Genomic DNA, 22,394 nt, shown 5'->3' on the forward strand with positions numbered 1-22,394 from the left:
CGCCGGGAGGGAACCATGCGCTACGACTATGTGATTGCCGGCGGCGGCTCCGCCGGCTCGACGCTTGCCGCCAGGCTTTCCGAAGACTCGTCGAAGACGGTCTGCCTGCTCGAGGCGGGGGGCGCCGGCAAGGATCTCTTGATCCGCGCGCCGGCCGGCATCATCGCTTTGCTGCCGGGTCGGCCGAAGATCAACAACTGGGGCTTCCAGACAATACCGCAGGAAGGTCTCAACGGCCGCAGGGGCTATCAGCCGCGCGGCAAGGCGTTGGGCGGCTCCAGCGCCATCAACGCCATGCTCTACACGCGGGGCCACCGCCGCGACTATGACGAATGGGCCGAGCTCGGCTGCGACGGCTGGTCGTGGGACGAGGTGCTGCCCTACTTCCGGCGCGCCGAAGGCAACCAGCGCGGGGCTGACGCGCTGCATGGCGGCGACGGACCGCTCAGGGTCGCGGAGCAGCAGGAGCCGCGCGCGATCTCCAGGGCCTTCGTCGAAGCCTGCGGCGAAAACCAGATCAGGCTGAACGACGATTTCAATGGGCCGGAGCAGGAAGGGGCCGGCCTCTATCAGGTGACGCAGTTTTGGGGCGAGCGCCGCAATGGCGAGCGCTGCTCGGCGGCGGCCGCCTATCTGCATCCGGCGATGAACCGGCCGAACCTCACCGTGGTCACCGGCGCGCATGCGACGGGCGTCGTGCTCAATGGCAAGCGCGCCACGGGCGTGCGCTACCGCAGCGGCAAAAGCGAAGCCGTGGCGGAGGCCAGGCGCGAAGTCATCCTGTGCGGCGGGGCGTTCGGTTCGCCACAGCTGCTCCTGCTCTCCGGCATCGGTCCGGCGGTGGAGTTGGCGGCGCACGGCATCCCGCTCGTCCACGAATTGCCGGGTGTCGGCCGGAACCTGCAGGACCATCTCGATTTCATCCTCGCCTGGAAGTCCAGGCAGACGGACCTGATGGGCATCGGCCTCCGTGGCATGCCGGGCCTGATCAGGCACATGCTGCGCTGGCGCAAGGACGGCACCGGCATGATCGCAACGCCCTATGCCGAAGGCGGCGCTTTCCTGAAATCCGACCCGGCGATCGAGCGGCCCGACCTGCAACTGCATTTCTGCATCGCCATCGTCGACGACCATGGCCGCAAGCTGCATCTGGGCTATGGCTTTTCCTGCCATGTCTGTGTGCTTCGGCCGCATTCGCGCGGCGAGGTGGGTTTGAACAGCGCCGATCCGCTGGCGCCGCCGCGCATCGATCCGCGCTTCCTCGAGGACGAGCGTGACGGCGAGCTTCTGCTCAAGGGCGTGCGGATGATGCGCGCCATATTGGAGGCGCCGGCACTGGCGAAATACCGCGCCAGGGAAATCTACACCGCCGGCGCGTCCAGCGATGCCGAACTGATGGCGCATATCAGGGCGCGCGCCGACACGATCTACCACCCGGCCGGCACCTGCAGGATGGGCGTCGACGACATGGCCGTGGTCGACCCGCAGCTCAAGGTGCGCGGGCTGGAAGCGTTGCGCGTTGTCGATGCCTCGGTGATGCCGACCCTGATCGGCGGCAATACCAATGCGCCGACGATCATGATCGCCGAGAAGGCCGCGGATATGATCCGGGCCGCGGCCTGATCGTCGGTCTTGGTCGGACCAGCTTCTCCGGTTCTGTCGCGATGGTGTCGCCTTTGCCCGCCTGCCGATAGGATCTGGAGCGTTTCACCGTTTCACGGAGACGGCAAACCGCTCTAACTATTTGTTTTGACGCAATTCCTGACGGAAAACCGCTCACACTTTTCCTGGAATTGCTCCAATCCATCTGGTCAGACCAGTTTGGCGATTTGCGCTTCCCCTTTTGCCGTCCTCACCGTAGGATAGGGTTATTATTTTGCACCCCGAAATAAATGCCAGCTAAGGGAGGAACGGCATGGCCGGCAAGAAGATATTGATGCTCGTTGGCGAGTTCAGCGAGGAATACGAGATTTTCGTCTTTGAACAGGCCATGCACGCGGTGGGTCATACCGTCCATGTCGTCTGCCCCGACAAGAAGGCGGGCGACGTGCTGAAGACCTCGTTGCACGACTTCGAAGGTCATCAGACCTACACCGAAAAGCTTGGCCACGACTACATCCTCAACAAGACCTTCGCCGAGGTGAATCCGGCCGACTATGACGCGGTCTATGCCGCGGGCGGGCGCGGACCGGAATATATCCGCATCGACAAGCGCGTGCAGGCGCTGGTCAGGCATTTCCATGAGACCGGCAAGCCGATCTTCACCATTTGCCATGGCGTGCAGATCCTGATCGCGGTCGACGGCGTGGTGCGGGGCAAGGAAGTGGCGGCGCTGCATTATTGCGAGCCGGAAGTGACGCTTGCCGGCGGCACCTATATCGATGTCGCGCCGACCGGCGCGCATGTCGACGGCAATCTGGTGTCGGCCAAAGGCTGGCCTGGCCTTGCCGCCTTCATGCGGGAGTGCCTGAAGGTCCTCGGCACCGAGATCCGCCACGGCGAAGCACTGACGCGTGCCGACCGAAAGGCGGCCTGAACTTGTTCTTTGCGCAATTCCGGACGGAAAACCGCTACACACTTTTCCTGGAATTGCTCTAACCGCTGCGCGCGGCTATTGACGCCGCTCGCCGCCAGCCTTCTTGGCATCCACGCCGTCCAGGCGGTCAAGCAGGTCGCTCAGCCGCCGGGGCACCTCCTTTTCCAGGCGAAATGCCGGCAATGTGCGCAGAAAGCGCTTTGTCGCTTCGCTGCCTGCCTGCCGCCTGATATCGTTGGCCAATTCGGCGCGCCGGTTGCCGTTGTTGCCGTTCATCGTCCCAAAATCCTGTGTCGGCTTCGAAACTCCTCCAGCCCGTTTATGGTTCCCGCAACGGCATTCGAGGGCAAGCAAAGCTGCGTGATACGGTAAAATTTGAATTAATTTGGAACGACGGCTCGACATCCGCCGCGAGCGCTTACCCCTTGATTTTTGGCCTCCAAACCTCGATATCGGGCGCAAATCCAGACCAATCCGAATGACGGGAAACGGCGATGAGCGACCAGGCAAAAGACGAACGCACGCCCGAAGATATGGAAGCCACCCAGGCTTCCGGCGAGCGTGCGGAAGGTGGCGTCGACGGCGACTACGAAGCGCTTGTGCGGCTGCTGAAGGAAAACGAGGAACTGAAGGACCGCGCGCTGCGCGCCGCGGCCGAAATGGAGAATTTGCGGCGGCGCACCGCGCGCGACGTGCATGACGCGCGCACTTACGCGGTGGCCAATTTCGCGCGCGACATGCTGTCGGTGTCGGACAATCTGCGCCGCGCGCTCGATGCCATTCCGGCCGAGGCCAAGGCCTCCGGCGATGCCGGCTTCAAGGCGCTTATCGAGGGCGTCGACCTCACCGAACGCGCCATGCTGTCGGCGCTGGAGCGCCACGGCGTGAAGAAACTCGCGCCCGAAGGCGAGAAGTTCGATCCGAACTTCCACCAAGCGATGTTCGAGGTGCCCAATCCGGAGGTTCCGGCCGGCACCGTCGTCCAGGTGGTGCAACCGGGCTATTCGATCGGCGAGCGCGTGCTGCGGCCGGCGATGGTCGGTGTCGCCAAGGGTGGCCCGAAGGCAACCGCGGAGGCGAAGGTCGAGCCCGGCCCGGTGAACGAGCAGGCCGAGAAGGATGCTTGAGAGTGAATAGTGAGTAGCGAATAGGGAAGCTGGCTATCAACGGCTCGGCTTCGTGGTATTCACTACTCACTATTCGCTACCCACTACTCGCTCGCTCATGAATCCCATCGCGTTGCTCGACTTTGCCGGCGTCGCCGTCTTCGCGGCGACGGGCGCGCTTGCCGCCTCGCGCAAGCAGCTCGACATTATCGGCTTCCTGTTCCTGGCCAGCATCACCGGCATCGGCGGCGGGACGTTGCGCGACGTCATCCTCAACCTGCCGGTGTTCTGGGTCGCCAACAGCGGCTATGTGCTGATCTGCGCCGTGGTCGCGGTGCTGGTCTTCTTCAGCGCCCACCGCTTCGAATCCCGCTACAAGCTGCTGCTGTGGCTCGATGCCATCGGGCTTGCCGCGTTCTCGGTGATGGGCGCGGCAAAGGGACTGGCGATCACCGGTTCGCCTGTCGTGTCGGTCATCACGGGCGTGCTGACGGCAACCTCAGGCGGCATATTGCGCGACCTGCTTGCCGGCGAACCCTCGGTGCTGCTCAGGCCTGAAATCTATGTCACGGCCGCCCTTGCCGGCGCCGCCATTTTCACTCTTGGCGATCTTGCCGGCCTGCCGGCGCTGGCGTCCAGCCTGCTCGGCTTCGCGGCCGCGTTCGTGGTGCGCGGCGGGGCGCTTAAATTCGGCTGGTCGTTTGCGGCCTATAAGAGCCGGCCAGGGCGAAGGCCGGAGGATATTCCGTGAAAGAGCAAGTGGTGAATAGTGAATGGTGAAATGGTCGATGGGCGGGAGAGCCGAGGGCCCTCAACCATTCACCATTTACTATTCCCCATTCACCGGAATCACGCCGCGAAGCGCTGGCCCTCGCCGCCATAGTAGTTGACGTAGCGGGCGCCGATCTCCTTGACCGGCATGACGACGAAGACGTCGACGGTCGAGAATTCATGGTCGATCACGCAGCCATCGCCGATGCGGGCGCCGACGCGCAGGTAACCCTTGACCAGCGGCGGCATGGCGGCAATCGCCGCCTTGGTGTTCACCGCTTCGATGGGCATCAGGTCCATCGAGCAATAGCGTCCCGGAACCGCGCGGACATCCCAAGCGGAGTCGGTGCGGCAATGGTGGGCGAGATAGGTCAACGCCTCGGCATGCGCCGCCGGCACGATGCCGTGGAAAGAGGCACAGCCGGTCATTACGCCGATGCCGTAATGGTTGATGTAGGCCCAGATGCCCTGCCACAGCGCCTCGATGGTGCGCTTGGAGCGGTATTCGGGCAGAACGCAGGAGCGACCGAGCTCGAGGAAGCGCTGGCCGGGGTGGCGCGCGATCAACTTGGTGAGTTCGAACTCGCCCTCGGAATAAAAGCCGCCGGCGGTCGCGGCGATCTCCTGCCGCAGCAGGCGATAGGTGCCGACGATGCGGCGATGCTCGGGGCCGGGAAGGGACGTGTCCAACACGAGAAGGTGGTCGCAGAGCGGGTCGAAACGGTCGGCATCGCGGCGGTCCTGCGCCTGGAACAGGTCCTTCCTCGCGCCAAGCTCGTCATAAAATACCCGATAGCGGACTTCCTGGGCGGCGGCGATTTCAGCCTCGTTGCGGGCGAGCCGCACCTCGAGGTTGCCGATCCGGCCCAGCGGAGCACCGCTTGCGACGGCATCGGCGGTACGGGCAGCGAGCAGAGCGCCGCCGGCATTCGGCCGAGTGTCACATTCAGGCATAACTGTATGCACGAGTGATTCTCCTTCGAGCCATCCCTCTTGGCACGGGGATACGGTGTAGGTGCAACAGGATTGTGACAGTACCGTGATACGACGTGGCGGGCAATACTTTGTCGGCTGGACAATACCCTCAACCGGCTATCTTACGGTCGCAAAAGCAAGGCAATGCATGGCTTACAAGGCTTCAAAATTTCGTCAGGCGGCGACCTGGCCTTCAACCGCCTGGACGAGCGCGTCGGGGTCGAGCGGCTTGGTCACGAAACCGCTGGCGCCATGGGCGAGCACGGCATGCCGGGTCTTTTCCTGGCTGTCGGCCGAAAGCACCATGATCGGGATCGGTGGCATCGCCAGGGACTCTTCATGGCGGCGGATGGCGGCGATCGCATCCAGGCCGTCCATGACAGGCATATGCAGATCCATCAGCACCACATCGAAGCGGAACTTGAGGCCGGCCTCGGTGACGGCGTCGACCGCGGCCTTGCCGTTGCCGACAACCTTGACGCGATGCCCTGCCTTGAGCAGCGTGGCGCGGGCGAGCATGGCGTTGATGTCATTGTCCTCGGCGATCAGCACCGACAGGCCCTGATCGCGCCTGCGCACCGAGGCGCCGCCGCGCGGCTCCGGCCGCGGCTGGGTGAGCGCGGAGCCATGGCTGGTCAACAACACCCGCAAAAGGGTCTCGCCGCGCACCGGTCTCGCCAGGAAGGTGGCGTAGCCGCTGGCGCGGAATTCGCCGAGCATGCCTCGGTCCGTCGGCGCGATCAGGGTGATGGCTTCACAATCGGCAAAGCCCGAGTCGCGCAACCGCTTGAGCAACCTGCCATCACTGTTTTCGAGCGCCGCGTCGATCAGCAGCACGTTGCAGCCGGCAGCGAACGGAGCGGCCTGGCCTGGCGTCGCCGCAACCTCGACGATGCCGCCATGGGCTCTGATGGCGCGAGCGATGGCATCGGCCTCGATGGCGTTCTTCGAAACGATCACCGCCCGCCGGTCGGCAAGGATGTTGCGCCGGTGCGGCGGCGGCTCGGTCGCCGCGACCGCCGGGATCTCGAGGACGAATTCGGATCCTTCACCGAGCCGGCTCGAAACGGAGATAGTGCCGCCCATCGCCGTCACCAGCCGCTTCGAGATGGCAAGGCCGAGGCCCGCGCCGCCATGCACCCTGGTCGAGGTGCCGTCGGATTGCTCGAACTCCTCGAAGATGCGCTCCATGTCCTCTTCACGCAGTCCGGGGCCGGTGTCGGCGACGGTGAAGCAGATGCAGTCTCTGGTTTCGCTGCGGGCGCGTGCCACGGTGAGCAGCACGCCGCCCGTATCGGTGAACTTCACCGCGTTGCCGATGAGGTTGAGCAGCACCTGGCGCAAGCGGCCGGGGTCTGCGGTGATCATTTGCGGCACATCGGGTTCGACATAGCAGCCGAGACCGATATTCTTGGCAAAAGCCTTCGCGGCCAGAAGTTCGATGATGTTGTCGGCGATTTCGCGCAGCGAAGTCGGCTGAGGCTCGGGCTCGAAGCGGCCGGCCTCGATCTTGGAATAGTCGAGCAGATCCTCGATAAGCGCGAGCAGCGCGCTGGCCGAGGTGGAAACGGCACCGACATAGGTCCGCTGTTCCGGCGATAGGTCGGTGTCGGCAAGCAGCTTCGCCATGCCCATGATGCCGTTCATCGGCGTGCGTATCTCGTGGCTGACGGTGGCGAGGAAGCGCGACTTGGCCTGGCTGGCATATTCGGCCCGCTCGCGCGCGGTGATCAGCGAGGATTCGGCGCGCTTGCGGGCGGTGATGTCGCGGGCGATTGCCCGGTGCGAGACGGCGCCGGTATCCTTGTCGCGCACCGACAATTCGATCCAGGAGAACCAGCGCGGCCCGTTCTGGGTGCGGATCGCGACATCGGTGGAACTCAGGCATTCATGGTCGGAGAAGGCGGCGTCGGGAACGACGCCGACATCGATGCCAAGCTCGGACAAGGTCTTGCCGGCGAGATTGCGAGGGTCGATCTCGACAAGTGAGGCAAAGACGCTGTTGGCATAGACGATATGGCCGTCGCGATCGCGATGGACGACAAGGTCGCCGAGCGCGTCGATCAGGCCGCGGAAGCGTTCCTCGCTCTCCTGCATCTCCCACATGCGATCGGCGAGGGTCTCGATCTCGGCGCGGCTGCGTGCGGCGGTCTCGTCGAGAAGTGCCGCGGTGCGCCGCTCGTCGCGGCGGCTGCGCAGATGCATGGCAAGGCCGGCAAAGGCCGCAGCGGCGAGCCCGATGGTGACGATGATCGGCGCCCCGGTGAGATGCGCCAGCCCTGCCAGGACGACGATGGCGACGATCGTCAGGAAGGCCAGGCCTTCGTGGCTGGCGGCAGGCAAGTCGGGGGCCAGCGGCGGCGCGACGAGCACCTGCCGCTTCGGCGCATCGGGAATGAGCCTGTCAGCGCCCGCGGCTTTGCTGTCCTGCCTGATGTGGGAGTCCGCGACCATGCGCGGACCATGCCAGACAGAAATTATGGAAGACTGGGGCGGATCGTTCGAATTTTAGCGATTGCGCGGATTCCGGCCGCCCGCATGCGCGGGCGAACGGGACTTTTTTGCGTGGCCTGCCGGCTACATGTCGACGACGACGCGGCCCCTGACCTTACCCTCGACGATGTCGTGCGCGGCGGCGATAATGCCGTCGAAACCGATGGTGCGCGACAATGTCGACAGCTTCTTCAGATCGAGGTCGGTGCCGATGCGACGCCATGCCTCCAGGCGGACCGGCTTCGGCGCCATCACCGAATCGATGCCGAGCAGCGAGACGCCGCGCAGGATGAAGGGCGCGACGCTTCCCGGCAGGTCCATGCCGCCGGCCAGGCCGCAAGCGGCGATCGCGCCGCCGTAAGAGGTCATCGACAGCACATTGGCCAAGGTATGACTGCCGACCGAATCGACGCCGCCCGCCCAGCGCTCCTTGGCGAGCGGCTTCGCCGGCTGGCTGAGCTCCTCGCGCGAAATCACCTCGGCCGCGCCGAGGTCTATCAGATAGGGGCTTTCGGCGTTGCGGCCGGTCGAAGCGATGACATGGTAGCCGAGGCTCGACAGGATCGAGATGGCGACCGAGCCGACGCCGCCGGCCGCGCCCGTCACCACCACCGGACCGCGATCCGGCACGATGCCGTGACGCTCCAGCGCCATGACGGAGAGCATCGCCGTGTAGCCTGCCGTGCCGACGGCCATCGCGTCATGCGCGCTCATGCCCTCGGGCAGCGGAACCAGCCAGTCGCCCTTGACGCGGGCGCGGCCGGCATAGGCGCCATAATGCGTCTCGCCGACACCCCAGCCGTTCAGAATCACATGATCGCCCTTGCGCCAATCGGGATGGGAAGAGTCGATCACTGTGCCGGCGAAATCGATGCCCGGAACCAGCGGCCAGCGGCGCACGACCGGCGCCCTGCCGGTGATGGCGAGCCCGTCCTTGTAGTTCACCGTCGTCGCCTCGACGGCGACTGTGACGTCGCCCTCCATCAGATCGGCCTCGGTGAGGTCGACGACATCGACCGACTGCTTCTTTTCGGCATCGCGCGAAACGAGGATGGCTTTGAAGGTGTCGGACACTTTATTCTCCTCTGGCTCCGGCGATGGACCTGACTGTGGGGCGGCAGCCGCGCGCCGTCAATCTTGCGAAGGTTTCGGCTCGCGCCGCCAGCCGATCAGCTCGTCAAAGACGACAAGCGCCGCACCGACCGAAATGAAGGCGTCGGCGAGATTGAACACCGCGAAGGACCAGACGGGCGTATGGAACAGGACGTAGTCGATGACGTGGCCGTAAACGGCCCGGTCGATGAGGTTGCCGAGCGCGCCGCCGATGATGAGCGCAAAGCCGGTGCGGGCGACGACATGACCGGCAGGCGTGCGCGTGGCGAGATAGAGCACGAAGGCGACGACCAGCACGGCGATGACCACCAGGCCGGTATCGCCGAAGGACTGGAACATCGAGAAGGCGATGCCGGTGTTGTAGGTGCGGAACAGCGCCAGGAAGGGCAGGAGATCGACCTTCTCCTGAAAGGCGAGACCGTTCTCGACCAGCTGCTTGATCCACTGGTCGAGCGCAATGGCAACGATCACCAGCAAGGCGTAAGGGGACCAGGATTTCACTTATCAGTCCTCATTGGCAGTTCTCATCGGCTGTCGCTGGCAGGCTCGAGCTTCAACGCGCCGCGCCGAATCTCGAACAGCATCACGCCGGTGGCGACCGCCAGGTTGAGCGAATCAGCCCGGCCTGCCTGGGGAATTCGGAGCAGCCGGTCGCAGCTCTCGGCGAGGCTGTCCGGCAGGCCCTGCTGTTCGTTACCCATCAGCAGCAAGACCGGTCCCCTGGTAAAATCGACGGACCGATAGTCGACCGCGCCCTTGAGGTGCGTTCCAACGACCAGTCCCGAAAAATCGCGCCGCCAGGCGAGGAAGGCCTGTTCGGTCGCTCTTGCGACCGGCACGGCGAAGATCGAGCCCATGGTGGCGCGCACCGTCTCCAGCGAGAACGGATCGGTGGTGTCGCCGACCAGGATGACCCCCTTGGCGCCGACGGCGTCGACGGTGCGGATCACGGTGCCGAGGTTGCCGGGGTCGCGCACCCGGTCTAGCGCCACCCAGACATCGCCGTCCCTGGCGCGGATCTCCTTCAGCGGCACGGTCTGCTGGGCAAAGACACCGACCACCATTTGCGGGTTTTCGCGCCTGGTGATGGCCGCCAGCACCTTCTCGGAGACCTCCAGCACCGTGCCGCCGGCGGCGACAGTCCGCGCGGCGACCTTTTCGACGGCCGTGTTGCCGCGTCCGGCCTTGGCGAAGACCAGCGTCCTGATCGACCAGCCGAGGTCGAGCGCGTCGATGACCAGTTTCAGGCCTTCGGCCATGAAGGCGTTCTGCTGGTCGCGGAATTTCTTCAGCGCCAGCGCCTTGATGTCCTTGACCAGCGGATTGGCGAGGCTGGTGACTTCCTTGACCTGCCCGACAGGGCGAGCGCCGTCATGTGCGTTCATTTCAAGCCACCCAGCGCGAGAACAGCGAGGTCGACAGCGCGCGGCCGGCGGATTTCTCACGAATGATCAGCTCGCCGGATTCGACCGTGCCGCCCATGCCGGCGAAAGTATCGCGCATCAGCGCATGGATGGCGAAGAAGGAGGCGCGGATCGAATAGGCGGTGAGAACGACAGCCAGCGGCTTCGGCGTCAGGATCGAGCGGCAGAGGTCAGTAAGGCCCGGCAGGTCCTCGAACAATTGCCAGACCTCGCCCTTGGGGCCGCGGCCATAGGCGGGCGGGTCGAACAGCACGATGTCGTAGCGACTCCCACGGCGTTCCTCGCGCTCGGCGAATTTCACGGCGTCCTCGACGATCCAGCGGATCGGCTTGTCGGCAAGTCCCGCCATTTCCTGGTTCTCGCGCGCCCAGCCGATCGCCTTCTTCGAGGCATCGACATGGGTGACCTCGGCGCCGGCGCGGGCCGCGACCAGCGAGGCGAGGCCGGTATAGCCGAACAGGTTGAGAACCTTGACCGGGCGCTTCGCCGCGGCGATCAACCCAGCCATATGGTCCCAATGCGAAGCCTGCTCGGGAAAGACGCCGACATGGCGAAACGAGGTGAAGCGGCCGAGATAATCGATGCCGTCATGCTTCATCGGCCAGGTCTCGCCGAGCGGTGCCTTGGGGAAGCGCCAGCGGCCGATGCCTTCCTCGTCGGTGTCGCCGGTGAAGATGGCGTCGACGCGCTCCCATTCCTTTGCCGGAAGGGCCCGCTGCCAGATCGCCTGGCCCTCAGGGCGCACGATGCGGTAGGGGCCGTATTGCTCGAGCTTTTCGCCCGCGCCGCTGTCCAGCAGCGCGTAGTCGGCGTTGGGCGCGACTTCGAGGATCAGCGGCAGGCGCTCGGCGGGCAAGGAGCCCTCGCGGCGGGCAAGAACACGCGGCGCCGGTTTGGCGTCCTGCCGATCCGCCGGTTTGGTTTCGCGGCGCTCCGCAGATGCTGCCTGCTGCCGTCCAGCCGCAAACGCGTCGCGCGGGCGGGCCTGTTCCGGCCTCGCGTGCTGCGGTCGATTATCGCGGCGTTTGTCGCGAAAAGATTTCAAGAAGGATCATCTCCGGCGGTTCGGCTCGCTTCTGCCACAGCTGAGCCTCCCGGCGCAACAAAGCGTGGCTCATCTAATGGTGGGGTCATCAACCATGCCGGACACCGAGCAGGCCGAAACAAAGCGAAATGAAGCCGAGCGCCTTCGCCGCGGTCACCGCCATGTGGCCGGTTTCCCAACGCAGCCGGACGGCCTCGAAATTGTCCGGGATCGGTCCTGGCGCCCAGGTCGCGAGAACGTCGTTGGCCGGTTTGACGAGAGCGAACCAGAGCGCCAGCGAAACGGCGTAGAGCAACGTGGCGGCGAGCACGAACCAGAATGCGCCAGCTTGGCCGCGCAGCATCCAGGCGAGAAGCGCCGGGCAGAGGACCGCGGCGATATCGAGCGGTGCTCCGATCACGGCAAAAAGCACGAACTGGCCGTTGAAGACGGTCGCCTCGCGCCACAATGCCGGTGACCATTTCGTCAGCCTGGGGAGCGATTCCAGCACATGGGCAAAGGACGGCCCAAGGCTGAGCGCCGCGACGAAAGCGGTCAGTACAGACCAGAACAACAGGAACCCGCGCATCTCCATGATGGGCACAACGGCCGCGACCGGCAGGCGTTCCCTCGGAGGGTCGCTTGCCGTGATGTCGGGGCCAGCCCTATTGTCCGGCGCATCGGTTAGCCAATCATGTCCCGCTCTGAACGCCTGCTCGACCTTATCCAGATTCTGCGCCGCCATCGCCGGCCGGTGAGCGGCCGCACGCTTGCGGACGAGATGGGTGTGTCGATCCGCACGCTTTACCGCGATATCGCGACGCTGCAGGGGCAGGGCGCGCCGATCGACGGCGAGGCGGGGCTTGGCTATGTGCTGAAGCCCGGCTTCATGCTGCCGCCGCTGATGTTCACCGACGAGGAGATCGAGGCGATCGTGCTCGGCTCGCGCTGGGTGGCGAAGCAGCCCGACAAAAGGCTGGCCGCCGCCGCGACCGATGCGCTTGCCAAGATCGCTGCGGTGCTGCCGGACGACCTGCGCGAGGATCTCGATGCCACGACGCTGCTTGTTGGACCGCGATCGGACAACCTCGAAGCGATCGACCTCGGCGTTGTGCGGCAGGCGATCCGCGACGAGCGCAAGCTCGGTTTCCTCTATCGCGACGCCGAGGGTGCGGCCTCCGAGCGGCTGGTCTGGCCGTTCGCGCTCAGCTTCTTCGACAAGGTGCGGGTGATGGTGGCGTGGTGCGAGATGCGCCAGGATTTCCGCCATTTCCGCGCCGACAGGATGTCCGACCTGACGGTGACCGGCATCCGCTATCCGCGCCGCCGCCAGGCGATGCTGAAGGAGTGGCGGGCGACGCTGGACGCACCGCGCCCGACGGCCAGGAAGGACGGTTCCGCCTGATCGCTGCTGCCAGAATCTGACAGTAGATCCGCATATGGTCCCCAAGGTCCAGACACTTTGGAGATCAGATATGACCACGCCGAATTTCGTCATCCTCTATGTCGACAGCCCGGAAAAGAGCGGTGCGTTCTACGCTTTGCTGCTCGGGCGCGAGCCGGTCGAATCCTCACCGACCTTCGTCATGTTCGTGCTCGACAAGGGCTTCAAGCTCGGCCTCTGGTCGCGCCACACGGTGGAACCGGCGGCTGCGGCGGCAGGCGGTGGCGGCGAGCTTGTGCTTGCCGTCGAGAACGCCGCGGCGGTCGATGCCACCCATGCGGATTGGACCGGCAGAGGCCTCAAAATGCTGCAGGCTCCAACCGATCTCGATTTCGGACGCACCTTCGTCGCGCTCGATCCAGACAATCATCGCCTGCGCGTCTATTCGCCTTTCGAGGGAGCGCAGGGATGACCGGCTTCTGGCTCGCGGTCGCATCGGCCGAGCATGTGCGGATCGGCCGCAGAGATGGCTTCATGCAGGTCAACCATGGCAAGGCGGCGCCGCTGCGCCGCATCAAGCCGGGCGACGGCATCGCCTATTACTCCTCGAGCACCGTGCTCGGCGAGAAGGACGGGCTGCAATCCTTCACGGCGATCGGAAGCGTGCGGCAAGGGACGTGTATGAGGGCGTCATGGGCGGCGGTTTCACGCCTGCCCGGCGCGACGTCGACTGGTGCGATGCGGAGGAGGCGCCGATCAAGCCGCTGCTTGGACGGCTCGACTTCACCGCGGGCAAGCCGAGCTGGGGCTATCAGCTTCGTTTCGGCCTTTTCGAGATCAGCGAGGACGATTTCCGGTTGATCGGCGAGGCGATGGGAGCCAAGCTGGAAAGCGCTGCTATTTGAGTGCCTTGTAGACGGCGATGCCGGCGGCGAGGTCTTCAAGCGCCGCCCCGACCGACTTGAACAGCGTGATCTCGCTGTCGGTTTGGCGGCCTTGCTTCTCGCCGCGCGCGAGCTCATGCAGGTCGCCGATGATCGCTTCCGGTTTCAGCAGGCCCGAGGCCAGAGGCTGGACGATGTCGCCGGCCTCCTTGGTGGCGCCGGCGCGGGTGTCGACATAGACGCGGGCGCGCGAAATGGCATCGTCGTCGGCCTCGCGCATTTCGGGCGTGAAGCCGCCGACCAGATCGACATGGGCGCCCGGCTTCAGCAGCGCGCCCTTGACCAGCGGCGTGTTGGAAATGGTCGCCGAGGCGATGATGTCGGCCTCGGCAAGCTCCGCGTCGAGATCGTCGGCCGCACTTGCCGGAAGGCCGTCGGCGCGCAAGGCGGCGGCCACCTTCTCGGCATTGGCCGGCGTGCGGTTCCAGATGCGGATGGAGGTGATCGGCCTGACCGCCGAATGTGCCTTGGCAAGGAACGGCGACAGCGCGCCGGCGCCGATGACCAAGAGCCGCGAGGCATCCTTGCGGGCGAGATAGGAGGCGGCGAGCGCCGAGGCGCAGGTCGTGCGCCACTGCGTCAGCCGCTGGCCGTCGATCATCGCCTGCGGCTCGCCGGTGACGCCGTCGAGCAAAAGATAGAGGCCCATCACCGCCGGCTTGCCGATGGCGTTGTTATCCGGCGACACGGTGACGATCTTGACGCCGATATGGCCTCCCTCCGAGGTGCCCGCGGCGTTGAAGTCGGTCCAGGCCGGCATCAAAAGCAGGGTCGAGGCCGCACCATCCGGCCTCTGGACGCCATGATGGTGACGAACCGGCTGCACGGCGCCCTCGCGAAAGGCGGTGCGCAATGTCTCGACCAGGCCGGGAAAGGTCAGCGCGCGGTCGACCTCAGCGGCCGAAATGGTCAGCATCGAAGGCTCCGGATTGCTTCAATTGGTCGGCTTGGGCAGCGCCGGTCCATTCGGCGCCGCCGGCGCGCGGCTCACCGCCTGGCGCAGGTTTTCAGCCTCCAGGCCGCGCTGGCGCGCGAGCTTGCGGTAGCGCCCCTGCTTCACCCAGGTCGCCATGCTGCCGACGACCATGCCGATGGCCAGGGCCAGAAAAAGGAAGATGAAAAGCGGCAGGTTTAGCGTCAGCGCGGGATTGCCGGGATGGAATGGATCGAGCGTGAAGGCGACGGCGCCGCGGTTGGCGACGGCGAGCGCGATCAGGATGATGGCCAGCGGCACGAAGACCACGACGAGGATGAAGCGATTGAACATCAGATCTCCATAGAGAGAAGCTTCCCAAGCGCGCATGTCTTTGGCCCGAACCGGCCTCCACTTTCGGGAGACATGCTTTAAGCGCCAAGATCCCATCTCAATCCGCCGGCGCGGCGCCTATTTGCCGCCGTTCAGCCTTTCACGCAACTCCTTGCCGGTCTTGAAGAACGGCACCCACTTTTCCTCGACCTCGACGGACTCGCCGGTGCGCGGATTGCGGCCGGTGCGGGCGGGGCGATTTTTCACCGAAAAGGCACCGAAACCGCGCAATTCGACCCGATTGCCCTCGGCAAGCGCGTCGGTGATTTCGTCAAAGATCGCACCGACAATGTTTTCGACGTCGCGCAGGAAAAGGTGCGGGTTGCGTGCAGCAATGATCTGCACAAGCTCGGATTTGATCATAGAACGTTCCCCGTAAAACCGATTATCAGGATGATTTTTATTGCTTTTTTGGCTCGCGCCAACAGCATGTCAAGGGTGCCAGACCGAAACGAGACCGTCAAGAAACAAGCGGTCGGCGCCGAGCTCGTGAATGACATCGCCGCCGGCATCCGGCAGGCCAAGCGCCTTGGCGGCCATTTTTGCCATCGACTGCGAGAACAGGAGACCGCCACGCCTGTCCTTGTCCTTCCACTCGACGACCTTGAGCTTGGCGTCCACGCCCTTCGTCGCCAGCCAGTCGATCGCCTCCTGCTCGCCGCCGACGGCGTCGACCAGATGGTTGGACAAGGCCTGGCGGCCGGTGAAGATCGAACCGTCAGCCAGCGCCAGCGCCTGCTCACGCGTCATCTTGCGGCGGTCCGCGACGATGCCGACGAACCAGTCGTAACTGTCGAGGATCAGCTTGCGCACCATGGCGCGCTCATCGTCATTGGTCGGCTTGAAGGGCGAGGGCGAAGCCTTGAGCGGCGATGACTTCACTTCCTCCAGCTTGATGCCGAGCTTGTCCATGAGACCGCTGACGTCAGGATATTGGATCAGCACGCCGATCGAGCCGACGATCGAGGTCTTGCGGGCGACGATATGGTCGGCCGCACTTGCGATCATATAGCCGGCCGATGCCGCCAGCGTGCCGACCTCGGCCACAACGGGCTTGTCGCCGGCAAGCTTGCGCACGGCTTCGAATGTCGACTCGCCACCGACCGTGGTGCCTCCGGGCGAATCGATCGACAGGATGACGCCTTTCACCTGCGGCGACTTGCCGATCGCTTCCAGCCTTTTGAGCAGTTCCTCGTCCTCAGTGATGGTGCCTTCGATCTTCACCTTGGCGATATGGGGGACCGCCTGGCCGGTAAAATTATCGTCATAGACCCATGTCGAGAAGGCGATAACCGCTGCCGCCAGAACCACAAAAGCGGCCACCCGCCAGAAAGTCAGCTTGCGGCGCAAGCGGCGGCGGTCGATCAGGTCGTCGGCTCTCATTGCCATCGTCAGCCTCATGGGTCGGTGGGAAAGCAAGCTTTTAAAGCAAGCCTCGGCACACGGCTACCGTTTCCTGAACGCCGGCTTCGAGCCTCGGCGTTGATGCCGACCTCACGAAAAATTAACGCAGTCCCCGTCTGTATCTGCTATGAAGTGCGGTCCGTCTCCCCGAATTCCTCTCGATTTCGTGGGCGGCAGCCGTCACATTTTTGCAGTTTTCGTCCCCTTGTGCTTGCGTGTAGGTGCCGGCATACCACCTATAGGCGATGTTTGGGCGGGCAAAGGTCCATTAGAAAAGTCATGTTGGCGCGATCTGACAAAACGAGCGATGCCGCACCGGCACCGGCTCCCGCGACCCAGGACGGCACGCGCGGCGAGGCGTTCAACCGCGCGCAACGGCACTCGCGCCGCGTGCGCGTGCTGAAATTCGCAGTGCCGCTGTTGGCGGCCGCGATCGCGATCGCCTTTCCAGTCTATTCCTACCTTAAAGCGCCCATCTCCATTTCCGTGCAGGCCGACGGCACGGCGTTTTCGAACGGCAAGCTGGTGATGGCCAATCCGAAGCTCAACGGCTTCACCAAGCAGAAGCTGCCCTATTCGCTGACGGCGACCAGGGCGACGCAGGATGTCGGCCAGCAGGCCGTAATCGATCTCGAAGGCATCAACGCTAAACTGCCCGTCGCCACCGACAATATCGTATCGGTCGATGCCGAGCACGGTATCTATAATCGCGACGCCAATACGATGAACCTCACCAGCGACGTCAGCGTGACGACGACGGACGGCCTTGCGGCGAAATTCAAATCGATCTTCCTAGACATGGGCAAAGGCTCTATGAAGACGAGCAATCCGGTCGACGTCAGCCGTGGCGGGTCGCGTATCACCGCGGACTCCATGTCGGTCGAGGACAATGGCAGGCTTGTGGTCTTCGAGAACCGGGTTCGCGTCAACATCGATCCGACTGCGCTGAAGGCGGCAGGGGTAAACAGTGGAGAACAGAATGCGTCGCAGTAAATCCGCGTGGGCTCTGGCCGCTGCCTCCGCATTGCTGTTTCTGGGGACGGCGCACTCCTTGGCGCAGTCGAGCGCGACCAGCCAGATGTCCGGGCTCAAGCTGTCCGGCGACCAGCCGATCCAGATCGAGAGTGACAAGCTGGAGGTCCGGCAGGCCGACAGCGTGGCCGTTTTCAGCGGTAATGTCACCGTCAACCAGGGGCAGACGCTGCTCAAGGCCGGCAAGATGACGGTCTACTATGTCAAGGATCCCAAGGCCGACAAGAGCGCCGCGGCCGGCGCTTCGGCGATGACGGGCGCCGCCAACATCGACCACCTGGTGGTCGAGAACAAGGTCTACATCAAGTCGAATGACCAGATTGCCACCGGCGACACGGGCACGTTCGACATGAAGACCCAGGTGCTCACGCTTCAGGGCAAGGAAGTGGTGCTGTCGCAGGGCGATAACGTGCTCAAGGGCTGCAAGCTCACGGTGCAGATGAAGAGCGGCCTCGGCAATGTCGACGGTTGCGGCAGCAGCGGCCGCGTCATCATGTCGATCACGCCCCAGAAGCAGGGCACGGCCCAGCAGGGAGCGTCGAGCAAGTAATGGCCGGCGTGTCCTCGCTGCTTGCCCGTCTTCCGGGACGGGCGGCCGCAAAGCCGGCTGCCCCGGCGACGGTCGGCACCGACAAGGCGAAGTTCAAGGGCACCCTGATCGCCAAGGGCCTGACCAAAAGCTACAAGGGCCGCAAGGTGGTGAGCGGGGTGACGCTTGGCGTGCGCGCCGGCGAGGCCGTTGGCCTGCTTGGCCCAAACGGCGCCGGCAAGACCACCTGTTTCTACATGGTGACCGGCCTCGTCCCCGTCGATGAGGGCTCCATCGAGATCGACGGCTTCGATGTCACCTCGATGCCGATGTACCGGCGCGCCCGCCTTGGTATCGGCTATCTGCCGCAGGAAGCGTCGATCTTCCGGGGCCTGAACGTCGAGCAGAATATCCGCGCCGTGCTGGAAGTGGTCGAAAAGGATCGCAAGGTGCGCGAACGCAATCTCGACGAGCTGCTCGAGGAGTTCCACATCAGCCATCTGCGCAAGGCGCCGTCGATGTCGCTGTCGGGCGGCGAACGGCGTCGCCTCGAAATCGCACGGGCGCTGGCGACGCGGCCTGCCTATATGCTGCTCGACGAACCCTTCGCCGGCATCGACCCGATCGCCGTCGCCGACATCCAGCAGCTCGTCCGTCATCTCACGGCGCGCGGCATCGGCGTCTTGATCACCGACCACAATGTGCGCGAGACGCTGGGCCTGATCGATCGCGCCTATATCATCCATGCCGGCCAGGTGCTGACGCATGGCCGGGCAGACGAAATCGTCGCCAACGCCGATGTGCGGCGTCTCTATCTCGGCGAGGGTTTCACGCTCTGAGCGTAAAATACCTTTCTCCTGAGTGAATTTGAGCGAATTTCGACTGGTTTGTCGCGATTTTTCGGCCCGATAACGCTCCGGTAAGCCGATCCTGCTAGCGTTTTCCTTGACAAGCAAAAGCCGGGCCAGTTTCTATGCCCGACCGGATAGCAAGAGTCCGACGCGTAGACGAGGCGTTTGAATCCCACCATGGCGCTGGCAGCCAAACTGCAGCTCAGACAATCCCAGTCGCTGGTGATGACGCCGCAGCTGATGCAGTCGATCCGGCTGCTGCAGCTCACCCATGTCGAGCTCGAGCGCTTCATCGACGAGGAGATCGAGCGCAACCCGCTCCTGGAGCGCGCCGAACCGCAGGACGACGCCGCCAGCGACCAGGCCCAGAAAAGCGAGACCGCGCCGGAGCGGGATAGCGCGGGCGACTGGTTCGAGGGCGAGACGGAGTGGAGCGCGGAGGCGATCTCGCAAAAACTCGACTCTTCGCTGGAGAACCTGTTTCCCGACGATCCCGGCACCAGCGAGCGGCTGGGGCCGGATCTCACGGCGCAGTGGAAGTCGGCCGCGGGCGGCGCCGGCACGGCCTCGTCGGAGGGGTTCGACGTCGGCGACATGGCTGCGGCCGTCGTCACATTGCGCGAACATGTCGGCGAGCAGATCGCGCTTGCTTCGCTGAGCCCCGGCGACCGCCTCATCGCGGGCGAGCTTGCCGACGGGCTCGACGAGGCCGGTTATCTGCGCATCGCCCTGGTGGAGGTCGCGGTCCGGCTCGGCACGGATGAAGCGGCGGTGGCGCATGTGCTTGGCGTCTGCCACACCTTCGAGCCGGCAGGGCTTTTCGCACGCGACCTTGCCGAGTGCCTGTCGCTGCAGCTTCAGGCGCGCGACAGGTTCGATCCGGCGATGAAAGCGCTGGTCGCCAATCTCGAGCTCCTGGCGCGGCGCGATTTCCAGACGCTGAAGCGCATCTGCGGCGTCGACGAGGAGGACCTCCTCGACATGCTGGCCGAGATCCGTGCGCTCGATCCGCGGCCAGGCCTGGCATTCTCGGGCGGCGCAAGCGACGCGATCGTCGCCGATGTCGAGGTCCGCGCCGCCAATGACGGCAGCTGGGCGGTGGAGCTCAACGCCGACACGCTGCCACGCGTGCTGGTGGACAATGTCTATTTTGCCCGTGTTTCGAGCCACGCCAAGGACCAGGCGGAAAAGGATTTTCTCGCTGAATGCCTGCAGAACGCCAATTGGCTGACGCGCAGCCTCGACCAGCGGGCCAAGACCATCCTCAAGGTGGCCTCGGAAATCGTGCGGCAGCAGGACGCCTTCCTCGTCCATGGCGTGCGCCACCTCAAGCCGCTCAACCTGCGCACGGTGGCAGACGCCATCGGCATGCATGAATCGACCGTCAGCCGCGTCACCGCCAACAAATACATGCTGACGCCGCGCGGGGTGTTCGAGCTGCGCTATTTCTTCACCGCGTCGATCGCCTCGGCCGAAGGCGGCGAAGCGCACTCGTCCGAGGCCGTGCGCGACCGCATCAAGCAGATGATCGACGAGGAAAAGCCCGCCGACGTGCTCTCCGACGACGCCATCGTCGACATGCTCAAGGAAAGCGGGGTCGACATCGCGCGCCGCACCGTCGCGAAATACCGCGAAGGCATGAACATTCCGTCGTCGGTGCAGCGGCGACGGGAGAAGCGTGCGCTCGCGAACGCCGGCCGCTAGGCTTGTTGGCGTTCGGGCGATGCCGGCCCGAGCCGAATCCCGACAAGCCCTGGCCGGTGCGAGACAGGCCGATTTTCCACAATTCCCAAGCTTCATTGACAAGCCGCAATGAAGTGTCTAGAAGCCCGCCCGCATGAGCGGGGCGGTAATGCCCGCTTGCGAATGGGTCCGTCAGATACGGCCACGGATGGCCAAGAAGGCGACTTGTGATCAACCGGAAAGTTCGGGTCTAAAATCGGCGCGCATGCCGCTGCAAAGCTTGTGCGCGCGCACCACGGGTATAAACTCGGGACCAGTTTGAAGCCTGGGCAAGGAAGGTCAGTTTTCAGATGAATCTACGCATTTCGGGAAAACATATGGACATCGGCGATGCGTTCCGCACGCGCATCAACGACCGGGTCGGCGAGGCGATCGAGAAATATTTCGATCGGGGTTTTTCAGGACATGTCACAGTCATCAAATCGGGGTCGCGTTTCTCCGCCGACTGCATGGTCCGGCTTGATTCCGGCGCTTCCTTGCAGGCGACCGGCGACGCTCAGGACCCGACGCTTGCCTTCGAGGCGGCGGCCGACCGCCTGGAAACGCGGCTGCGCCGCTACAAGCGCCGGCTGAAGTCGCGCAATGCCGGCAATGGCAATGGCGAAGAGCCCACCGACATCGCCTACACTGTGATGGCTCCTCTCACCGACGATGAAGAAGACATTCCGGAGGACTTCGCTCCGGCCATCGTCGCCGAATCAAGCATGACGCTGCGGACCATGTCGGTGGCGTCGGCTGTGATCGAGCTCGACAACAGCGACAGCCCGGTATTCCTGTTCCGCAACGCCGGGACCGACCATCTCAACATCGTCTACCGCCGGCCGGATGGCAATATCGGCTGGATCGATCCGTCGACGACCAAAGTCGCACAGGCATAAAAGCCGGCCGCGCGAGGGGGCGACGACTGGCGCGGCAGGCGAGCAAGGGATTTTTCAAGCATGGATCTCAGTGATCTCATCAGCGTCCCGGCGATCATGCCGGCGTTGAAGGCGAATTCCAAAAAGCAGCTTCTGCAATTGCTGTCGGAGAGGGCGGCGGCGATTTCGGGAATCCCGGAACGGGAGGTGTTCGACACCATCCTGCAGCGCGAACGGCTGGGATCGACCGGCGTCGGCAATGGCATCGCCATTCCGCACGGCAAGCTCGCCGGCGTGAAGCGGATCGCTGGTGTCTTCGCGCGGCTGGAAACGCCGGTCGATTTCGAGGCATTGGACGACCAGCCGGTCGACCTGGTGTTTCTGCTCCTTGCTCCGGAAGGCGCCGGCGCCGACCATCTCAAGGCGCTGTCGCGCATCGCGCGCGTGCTGCGCGATGCCGATACGGTTGCCAAGATCAGGGGTACGCGCGACGCGGTGGCGATCCACGCCCTGCTGTCCGACACGCAGGCCTCGCACGCGGCCTGAAGTTTTTGATTAAAGCTTCCAGGGCCGCCGCGGGCGGCCCTTTCTGTGTCGAAGACCTGGACTCGCGTTAATGGATCGCGACGGTGGTCAGGTCGTTCTCCAACGCACCCGCCAGCGCCCGGTCACGGGCGTCGGAAAGCAGGATCGGCTGGCCGTTGGCGGCAAACAGCGCCCACAGCTCCAGCCCGGGCGCGATTTCGCCGAGGCCCGGGAAGCGGCCGCGCAGATCGTCGCTCGACACTTTCCGCAGATAAGCGACAGAGCCTTCGCCGAGATGGGCGAGTTCGCCGCTGGTCATGGTGATCGTTTCGTCAGTTCTGGTCATTTCAAGCCTCCTTGGCGCGAGACGCCAGGAT

25 protein-coding genes and 1 pseudogene are annotated in these 22,394 nt (G+C 64.5%); 13 read left to right on the forward strand and 13 right to left on the reverse strand.

The features are described from left to right. Nucleotides 1–15: 15 nt before the first annotated feature. Together DPM35_RS05600 and DPM35_RS05605 are read left to right on the forward strand one after the other, a co-directional pair. Nucleotides 16–1,623 (forward strand): GMC family oxidoreductase, encoded by a 1,608-nt coding sequence (locus DPM35_RS05600; RefSeq protein ID WP_112126349.1) that lies wholly within the window; start codon nt 16–18, stop codon nt 1,621–1,623. Between the two features lie 292 nt (nt 1,624–1,915). Then, nucleotides 1,916–2,536: a DJ-1/PfpI family protein gene (locus DPM35_RS05605; protein WP_112126350.1), complete on the forward strand. Its 621-nt coding sequence runs from the start codon at nt 1,916–1,918 to the stop codon at nt 2,534–2,536. Between the two features lie 75 nt (nt 2,537–2,611). Here DPM35_RS05605 and DPM35_RS05610 read toward each other — a convergent pair whose 3' ends face one another. Next, on the reverse strand, nt 2,612–2,812 hold the full coding sequence (locus DPM35_RS05610; RefSeq protein WP_112126351.1) for a hypothetical protein: 201 nt from the start codon (nt 2,810–2,812) through the stop codon (nt 2,612–2,614). Nucleotides 2,813–3,030: 218 nt separating this feature from the next. Here DPM35_RS05610 and grpE point away from each other — a divergent pair, with 218 nt between their 5' ends. Together grpE and DPM35_RS05620 are read left to right on the forward strand one after the other, a co-directional pair. Next, nucleotides 3,031–3,663: a nucleotide exchange factor GrpE gene (grpE, locus tag DPM35_RS05615; protein WP_112126352.1), complete on the forward strand. Its 633-nt coding sequence runs from the start codon at nt 3,031–3,033 to the stop codon at nt 3,661–3,663. 97 nt (nt 3,664–3,760) lie between these two features. Continuing rightward, nucleotides 3,761–4,393, forward strand: a complete 633-nt coding sequence (locus DPM35_RS05620) for a trimeric intracellular cation channel family protein (protein ID WP_112126353.1) — start codon at nt 3,761–3,763, stop codon at nt 4,391–4,393. A 98-nt stretch (nt 4,394–4,491) separates the two neighbouring features. Here the strand turns inward: DPM35_RS05620 and olsB are convergent, their stop codons facing one another. The 7 genes from olsB to DPM35_RS05655 all read right to left on the reverse strand — a co-directional run bounded on the left by olsB (nt 4,492) and on the right by DPM35_RS05655 (nt 12,037). Continuing rightward, complete coding sequence (gene olsB / locus DPM35_RS05625) at nt 4,492–5,367, reverse strand: l-ornithine N(alpha)-acyltransferase (protein ID WP_181591971.1); 876 nt, start codon at nt 5,365–5,367, stop codon at nt 4,492–4,494. Nucleotides 5,368–5,562: 195 nt separating this feature from the next. Further along, nucleotides 5,563–7,842 carry a PAS domain-containing hybrid sensor histidine kinase/response regulator gene (locus DPM35_RS05630; protein ID WP_112126355.1) on the reverse strand — a complete coding sequence of 760 codons (2,280 nt, stop codon included), beginning with the start codon at nt 7,840–7,842 and terminating at the stop codon, nt 5,563–5,565. A gap of 123 nt (nt 7,843–7,965) precedes the next feature. Continuing rightward, on the reverse strand, nt 7,966–8,955 hold the full coding sequence (acuI, locus tag DPM35_RS05635) for an acrylyl-CoA reductase (NADPH) (protein ID WP_112126356.1): 990 nt from the start codon (nt 8,953–8,955) through the stop codon (nt 7,966–7,968). 57 nt (nt 8,956–9,012) lie between these two features. Then, the gene (gene lspA, locus DPM35_RS05640) at nt 9,013–9,495 is read right to left on the reverse strand and encodes a signal peptidase II (protein WP_112126357.1); all 483 of its coding nucleotides are present in this window, start codon (nt 9,493–9,495) and stop codon (nt 9,013–9,015) included. Between the two features lie 23 nt (nt 9,496–9,518). Next, nucleotides 9,519–10,379, reverse strand: a complete 861-nt coding sequence (locus tag DPM35_RS05645; protein ID WP_112126358.1) for a TrmH family RNA methyltransferase — start codon at nt 10,377–10,379, stop codon at nt 9,519–9,521. A gap of 1 nt (nt 10,380) precedes the next feature. Then, entirely contained in the window at nt 10,381–11,463 is a 1,083-nt protein-coding gene (locus DPM35_RS05650; protein WP_112126359.1) for an RsmD family RNA methyltransferase, read from the reverse strand. An 88-nt stretch (nt 11,464–11,551) separates the two neighbouring features. Further along, nucleotides 11,552–12,037 carry a DUF1772 domain-containing protein gene (locus DPM35_RS05655; protein ID WP_112126360.1) on the reverse strand — a complete coding sequence of 162 codons (486 nt, stop codon included), beginning with the start codon at nt 12,035–12,037 and terminating at the stop codon, nt 11,552–11,554. Nucleotides 12,038–12,136: 99 nt separating this feature from the next. On the opposite strand from DPM35_RS05655, the gene DPM35_RS05660 reads away from it, so the two are divergent. The 3 genes and pseudogenes from DPM35_RS05660 (at nt 12,137) to DPM35_RS05670 (ending at nt 13,731) form a co-directional block, all read left to right on the forward strand. After that, complete coding sequence (locus tag DPM35_RS05660) at nt 12,137–12,847, forward strand: helix-turn-helix transcriptional regulator (RefSeq protein WP_112126361.1); 711 nt, start codon at nt 12,137–12,139, stop codon at nt 12,845–12,847. Nucleotides 12,848–12,917: 70 nt separating this feature from the next. Further along, a complete protein-coding gene (locus DPM35_RS05665; RefSeq protein ID WP_112126362.1) occupies nt 12,918–13,298 on the forward strand; it encodes a VOC family protein in 381 nt (126 codons plus the stop codon). Next, a pseudogene (locus DPM35_RS05670) lies at nt 13,295–13,731 on the forward strand (EVE domain-containing protein). Before DPM35_RS05665 ends, DPM35_RS05670 begins: the two are co-directional and overlap by 4 nt. Here DPM35_RS05670 and lhpI read toward each other — a convergent pair. The 4 genes from lhpI to sppA all read right to left on the reverse strand — a co-directional run bounded on the left by lhpI (nt 13,724) and on the right by sppA (nt 16,465). Next, complete coding sequence (gene lhpI / locus DPM35_RS05675; protein ID WP_112126363.1) at nt 13,724–14,686, reverse strand: bifunctional Delta(1)-pyrroline-2-carboxylate/Delta(1)-piperideine-2-carboxylate reductase; 963 nt, start codon at nt 14,684–14,686, stop codon at nt 13,724–13,726. The pseudogene DPM35_RS05670 and the gene lhpI sit on opposite strands and share 8 nt — an antisense overlap. 18 nt (nt 14,687–14,704) lie before the next feature. Continuing rightward, nucleotides 14,705–15,037 carry a DUF1049 domain-containing protein gene (locus DPM35_RS05680; RefSeq protein ID WP_095819479.1) on the reverse strand — a complete coding sequence of 111 codons (333 nt, stop codon included), beginning with the start codon at nt 15,035–15,037 and terminating at the stop codon, nt 14,705–14,707. Nucleotides 15,038–15,154: 117 nt separating this feature from the next. Next, the gene (locus tag DPM35_RS05685; protein WP_027165368.1) at nt 15,155–15,439 is read right to left on the reverse strand and encodes an integration host factor subunit beta; all 285 of its coding nucleotides are present in this window, start codon (nt 15,437–15,439) and stop codon (nt 15,155–15,157) included. A 69-nt stretch (nt 15,440–15,508) separates the two neighbouring features. Then, nucleotides 15,509–16,465 (reverse strand): signal peptide peptidase SppA, encoded by a 957-nt coding sequence (gene sppA / locus DPM35_RS05690; RefSeq protein ID WP_112127057.1) that lies wholly within the window; start codon nt 16,463–16,465, stop codon nt 15,509–15,511. A 294-nt stretch (nt 16,466–16,759) separates the two neighbouring features. On the opposite strand from sppA, the gene lptC reads away from it, so the two are divergent. The 6 genes from lptC to ptsN all read left to right on the forward strand — a co-directional run bounded on the left by lptC (nt 16,760) and on the right by ptsN (nt 22,038). Then, on the forward strand, nt 16,760–17,473 hold the full coding sequence (lptC, locus tag DPM35_RS05695; RefSeq protein WP_112126364.1) for an LPS export ABC transporter periplasmic protein LptC: 714 nt from the start codon (nt 16,760–16,762) through the stop codon (nt 17,471–17,473). Then, entirely contained in the window at nt 17,460–18,062 is a 603-nt protein-coding gene (locus tag DPM35_RS05700) for an LptA/OstA family protein (protein WP_112126365.1), read from the forward strand. Before lptC ends, DPM35_RS05700 begins: the two co-directional genes overlap by 14 nt. Continuing rightward, nucleotides 18,062–18,880, forward strand: coding sequence for an LPS export ABC transporter ATP-binding protein (gene lptB, locus DPM35_RS05705; RefSeq protein ID WP_042641058.1), 819 nt, complete (start codon nt 18,062–18,064; stop codon nt 18,878–18,880). Before DPM35_RS05700 ends, lptB begins: the two co-directional genes overlap by 1 nt. A gap of 189 nt (nt 18,881–19,069) precedes the next feature. Beyond that, entirely contained in the window at nt 19,070–20,596 is a 1,527-nt protein-coding gene (rpoN, locus tag DPM35_RS05710; RefSeq protein ID WP_112126366.1) for an RNA polymerase factor sigma-54, read from the forward strand. A gap of 329 nt (nt 20,597–20,925) precedes the next feature. Then, nucleotides 20,926–21,513: a ribosome hibernation-promoting factor, HPF/YfiA family gene (gene hpf / locus DPM35_RS05715; RefSeq protein ID WP_112126367.1), complete on the forward strand. Its 588-nt coding sequence runs from the start codon at nt 20,926–20,928 to the stop codon at nt 21,511–21,513. 60 nt (nt 21,514–21,573) lie between these two features. After that, nucleotides 21,574–22,038 (forward strand): PTS IIA-like nitrogen regulatory protein PtsN, encoded by a 465-nt coding sequence (gene ptsN / locus DPM35_RS05720; protein ID WP_042641064.1) that lies wholly within the window; start codon nt 21,574–21,576, stop codon nt 22,036–22,038. Between the two features lie 67 nt (nt 22,039–22,105). Here the strand turns inward: ptsN and DPM35_RS05725 are convergent, their stop codons facing one another. Next, nucleotides 22,106–22,363, reverse strand: a complete 258-nt coding sequence (locus tag DPM35_RS05725) for a BQ00720 family protein (RefSeq protein WP_036257920.1) — start codon at nt 22,361–22,363, stop codon at nt 22,106–22,108. Nucleotides 22,364–22,394: the final 31 nt, after the last annotated feature.

The sequence above is a fragment of the Mesorhizobium atlanticum genome (assembly GCF_003289965.1).
Taxonomy (GTDB): domain Bacteria; phylum Pseudomonadota; class Alphaproteobacteria; order Rhizobiales; family Rhizobiaceae; genus Mesorhizobium; species Mesorhizobium atlanticum.